The 4,627-nt window shown below is 67.3% G+C and carries 6 protein-coding genes; 3 read left to right on the top strand and 3 right to left on the bottom strand.

The window, feature by feature from the left end; all coding sequences use genetic code 11:
• From AC1DU6_RS20755 to AC1DU6_RS20745, 3 genes are all read right to left on the bottom strand, one after another.
• The coding region (locus AC1DU6_RS20755; protein WP_477859269.1) for a nucleotidyltransferase domain-containing protein at window positions 1–355 on the bottom strand (355 nt) is incomplete at its 3' end.
• A gap of 3 nt (window positions 356–358) precedes the next feature.
• Entirely contained in the window at window positions 359–1,180 is an 822-nt protein-coding gene (gene map, locus AC1DU6_RS20750; RefSeq protein ID WP_457324078.1) for a type I methionyl aminopeptidase, read from the bottom strand.
• Window positions 1,181–1,192: 12 nt separating this feature from the next.
• Entirely contained in the window at window positions 1,193–2,017 is an 825-nt protein-coding gene (locus tag AC1DU6_RS20745) for an undecaprenyl-diphosphate phosphatase (protein ID WP_477859267.1), read from the bottom strand.
• Window positions 2,018–2,135: 118 nt separating this feature from the next.
• Between AC1DU6_RS20745 and AC1DU6_RS20740 the strand changes: the two genes are divergently transcribed.
• The 3 genes from AC1DU6_RS20740 to AC1DU6_RS20730 form a co-directional block, all read left to right on the top strand.
• Complete coding sequence (locus tag AC1DU6_RS20740) at window positions 2,136–2,771, top strand: TetR/AcrR family transcriptional regulator (RefSeq protein WP_235531847.1); 636 nt, start codon at window positions 2,136–2,138, stop codon at window positions 2,769–2,771.
• Between the two features lie 47 nt (window positions 2,772–2,818).
• Window positions 2,819–3,472 carry a protein-L-isoaspartate O-methyltransferase family protein gene (locus AC1DU6_RS20735; protein ID WP_457324077.1) on the top strand — a complete coding sequence of 218 codons (654 nt, stop codon included), beginning with the start codon at window positions 2,819–2,821 and terminating at the stop codon, window positions 3,470–3,472.
• Window positions 3,473–3,614: 142 nt separating this feature from the next.
• Window positions 3,615–4,627 (top strand): TolC family protein (locus AC1DU6_RS20730; protein ID WP_477859265.1); only part of this gene is annotated, 1,013 nt, incomplete at its 3' end.

Below are 4,627 nucleotides of genomic sequence, written 5' to 3'. Positions count from 1 at the left end.
CCGAGGAGCCGATCTCCAGGCCCAGGTCCCAGCAGGCCGTGATGAAACCTTCGATGGCCGACTTGACCGGGCCGGGCACATGGGCCTCGACGCCATCGGGCAGCAGCACCAGCACGTCGACGTCGGAATGCGGGAAGAGCTCGCCACGGCCGTAGCCGCCGACGGCCGCAAGACAGGAGCCCGCGGGCATGCCGGCACCGTCCCAGAGCGCGCGCAGCGCGTCGTCGACATGGCGGGCCAGGCGGCGCAGCAGGGTCTGGGCGCCGGCCTGCGTGGGCCGCGCGGYCAGGAAGTCGTCGATCAGCGTCTGCTTGCCCGCCTTGAACTGCTGGCGGAGCTCGGCGAGCGTGGCCACGGCTTACGCGGTCGCCGCAGCGGCCTGCGTGATGAAGGCGGGCGGCGGTGGGCTGCCGGCCGACAGCGTCATGACCTCGTAGCCGGTGTCGGTGACGAGGATGGTGTGCTCCCACTGGGCGGAAAGCGAGCGGTCCTTGGTGACGATGGTCCAGCCATCGCCCAACTCGCGGATCTCGCGGCGGCCGGCGTTGATCATGGGCTCGATGGTGAACATCATGCCGGGTACGAGTTCGTCCAGCGTGCCGGGGCGGCCGTAGTGCAGCACCTGCGGCTCCTCATGGAAGACCTGGCCGATGCCGTGGCCGCAGAACTCGCGCACGATGGAGAAGCCGGCGTTCTCGGCAAAGGTCTGGATGGCGTGGCCGATGTCGCCCAGGCGCGCGCCGGGCTTGACCTTGGCGATGCCCTTCCACATGGCCTCGTAGGTGAAGGCGCACAGCCGCTTGGCCGCGATGGAGCCCTCGCCGACGACGAACATGCGGCTGGTGTCGCCATGCCAGCCATCCTTGATGACGGTGACGTCGATATTGACGATGTCGCCGTTCTTCAGCGGCTTGTCATTCGGAATGCCGTGGCAGACCTGGCTGTTGACCGAGGTGCAGATCGACTTGGGGTAGGGGATGTAGCCGGGCGGGCAGTAGTTCAGCGGCGCGGGAATGCCCTGCTGCACGTTGACGATGTGGTCGTGCGCGAGCTTGTCCAGCTCGTTGGTGGTGACGCCCGGCTTGACGTGCGCCGTGAGCATGTCGAGCACTTCGGACGCCAGGCGCCCGGCGATGCGCATGCCTTCGACATCGGCTGCGGTCTTGATCGTGATGGCCATGACCTAATTATCTCAGTCCGCCCAGATAACCGTACCGGTCAGCCAGGTTGCCAGCACGACGACGCCGAAGGCGATGCGATACCAGGCAAACGGCACGAAGTTGTGGGTGGCCACGTAGCGCAGCAGCCAGCGCACGCAGGCCCAGGCGGCCAGGAAGCTGACGATGAAACCGACGGCGAACATCGGCGCGTCGGCCATGGACAGCGCGTGGCGCTCCTTCCACAGGCTGTAGCCGCCGGCCGAGATCAGCGTCGGGATGGCCAGGAAGAAGGAGAAGTCGGTCGCCGCCTTGCGCGATAGGCCCAGCAGCATGCCGCCAATGATGGTGGCGCCCGAGCGGCTGGTGCCGGGGATCATGCCCAGGCATTGCACGAGACCGACCTTGAGGGCGTCCAGCGCCGTCATGTCGTCCACGCTCTGCACGCGGGCCACCGGCTGGGCGCGTTTTTCCACCCACAGGATGATCAGCGCGCCGACGATGAAGGCGCCGGCGACGACGGGCGCGTTGAACAGATGCGCCTTGATGGCCTTGTAGACCGTCAGACCGACCAGGCCGGCGGGCAGGAAGCCGATGGCGATGTTGGCGACGAAGCGCTGCTGTTTGGCGCTGTTGGTGATGCCGCCCAGGGCCTCGCGGATGCGCGCCCAGTAGACGATCAGCACGGCCAGGATGGCGCCGCTCTGGATGGCGATATCGAAGACMTTGGACTTGGCATCCGTCATGCCCAGCAGGCTGCCGGTCAGGATCAGATGGCCCGTGGACGAGACGGGCAGGAACTCGGTCAGTCCCTCGACGATGCCCATGACGGCGGCTTTGATCAGCAGGATGACATCCACGTAACGGCTCCGGGGGCGAACAAAGCCGCGCAGTGTAGCCAGCGGGCAGGGCGTGCCCTTGCCGCTGCCTGGCCCGGCGGGCTACATTACTGACCCTCCGGTCATTAACTTCGCCATCTTGGCCACCGCCACCCCCCGCCAACGCCGCAAGGACGCCCGCCCGCAGGAGCTGCTGGACGCCGCCCTGGCGCTCTTCGTCGAGAAGGGCTTTGCCGCCACGCGCAGCGAGGAAATCGCGGCGCGCGCCGGCGTGGCCAAGGGCACGCTCTACCGCTACTACCCCAGCAAGGACGAGCTCTTCAAGGCCATGGTGCGCGACAACCTGTCCGTGCACATCGCCGAATCGGCTGCCCAGGCGGCGCTGTACCAGGGCTCCATCGCCGAGCTGCTGAGCCAGATGATGCAGGCCTGGTGGGCCAAGGTCGGCCATGGCAATGCCGGCGTCGTCTGCAAGATCATGATGGTCGAGGCGCGCAACTTCCCCGAGCTGGCGCGTTTCTATGTGGAGGAGGTCATCCGGCCGTCCCAGGCGCTGATCGGGGGCCTCATCGAGCGCGGCATCCGCACCGGCGAGTTCCGCGCCGTGCCTGTTGAGGCCACGGTGCACATGCTGATCGCACCCATGCTGCACATGCTGCTGCACGAGCATTCCTTCGGCGAGCACGACATCTGCCACCAGACCATGGGCGCCGAGGAGTTGCTGGACGCCCAGATGTCGCTGCTGCTGCACGGCTTGCTCGCCACACCGGGCTGACCTCTAGAATTTTGCTTTTTGCCGTCGACCGCGCCTCGGAGAACAAGATGAACCTCGAACAAGTCCGCTTCAACATGATCGAGCAGCAGATCCGGCCCTGGGATGTGCTCGACCCCAGCGTGCTGGAGCTGTTGCGCGTGGTGCACCGCGAGGACTTCGTGCCCGAAGCCCACAGGCTGCAAGCCTTTGTCGACACCGAGCTGCCGCTCACAGCCACGCGTCGCATGCTGGCACCCAAGGTGGAGGCCCGGCTGCTGCAGGAACTCAAGGTGCAGCGCCACGAGAAGGTGCTGGAGATCGGCGCCGCCACGGGTCACCTGGCMGCGCTGCTGGGCCACAAGGCGCAGCGCGTCATTGCGCTGGAGGCCGACGCCGGCCTGGCTGCCGCCGCTGCGGCCAACCTGAAGCGCGCCGGCGTGCTGAACGCCACGGTGCTGAACCAGGACGGCGCCGCCGGCCTGGCCGCCGAGGAACCCTTCGACGTGATCCTGCTGTCCGGCTCGGTCGCGTCGGTGCCCCAGGCCTTGCTGAACCAGCTCAAGGTCGGCGGGCGCCTGGCGGCCATCGTCGGCGAGGTGCCTGTCATGCGCGCCGTGCTCGTCACGCGCACCGGCGCGAGCGACTTCCGCACCGTCGAGCTGTTCGACACGGTGGCCGGGCGCCTGCCGGGTTTCGCCGAAGCGCCGGCCTTCAGTTTCTAAGCCAGGCCGGATGCAGCCCGTCGCCGTAAAACGACCGTTGCTCCCCGTTTGGGCGCAGGTCGTCACATGGCTTCAGTCACCGGCGGGCTTTGCCTCTATAAACCCGGCCGCGCTCACTACATTGCCCAAGTCAAGGAATTCCATGCCCTTCGTCACAGCCCCCCGCCTGATCCTGCAACCGCTGGCCATCGCCGCCAGCCTCCTGCTCGCCGGCGTGGCCCAGGCCCAGAGCCTGCAGGAGCTCTATGACGCTGCGAGGGGCTATGACGCGACTTATCTGGCGACCCGCAACAGCGCCGACGCGGCTGCGGCGCGCGCTGCCCAGGCCGAGGCCCTGATCCGGCCGTCGCTCTATCTGTCCGGTTCGGGCACCGTGGCGCAAACCGACCCGCCTTCGTCTGCGAGCTTCAATACGAGGACATTGACGGCTGGCCTGCAGGGAAAATATTCCGTCTACAACGCGAGCAATATTCCGACCATTGACAAGGCCCGCCGAGCCTATGCGGTCGCTCAGGCCGATCTGGATCTGGCCGAACAGGACCTCATCGTCCGGCTGGCCACGGCCTATTTCGATGTGCTGGCCGCCAAGGACACGCTGACGACGTCGCGCGCCAACAAGGCAGGCATCTCCGAGCAACTGGCCTCGGCCAAGCGCAACTTCGAGGTTGGCACCGCCACGATCACCGACACGCGCGAAGCCCAGGCCCGCTATGACCTGGCAGTGGCTCAGGAGCTGAAAGCCGACAACGATCTGCGCGTCGCGCGCGTCACGCTGGACCAGTTCGTCGGCCGCGTCGGCGTCGAGCCCAAGAGCCTGGCGGTGCCGGTCGCCCTGCCGGCCCTGCCCAGCGACAACGTCGACACCTGGGTCGCGACAGCCGATGACCAGCATCCAGGCGTGCGCAAGGCGCGGTTGGGCCTGGAAATGGCACAGCTCGATACGCAGATCGCCCGGGCCGGCGAAAAGCCGACGCTGGACGCCAGCGCCACCCTGGGTGGCCAGAACCAGCACAACAGCCTGGGTGGCATTGCAGCTGCGCAGGCCGGAGCCGGCACCTCCAAGAACGCCAGCATCGGCCTGACCTTGAGCTATCCGCTCTACACCGGCGGCGCGACGCAGAACCGCATCAAGGAAACCCTGGTGCTGGAGGACAG

The organism is Roseateles sp. P5_B10, assembly GCF_056400485.1.
The sequence above is the reverse complement of the archived record's forward strand: the minus strand, read 5'-3'. Positions and strand labels throughout refer to the sequence as shown.

Excerpts from the sequence above, each read along its gene's own strand:
- map (WP_457324078.1), bottom strand. The coding sequence starts at position 1,180 with ATGGCCATCACGATCAAGACCGCAGCCGATGTCGAAGGCATGCGCATC.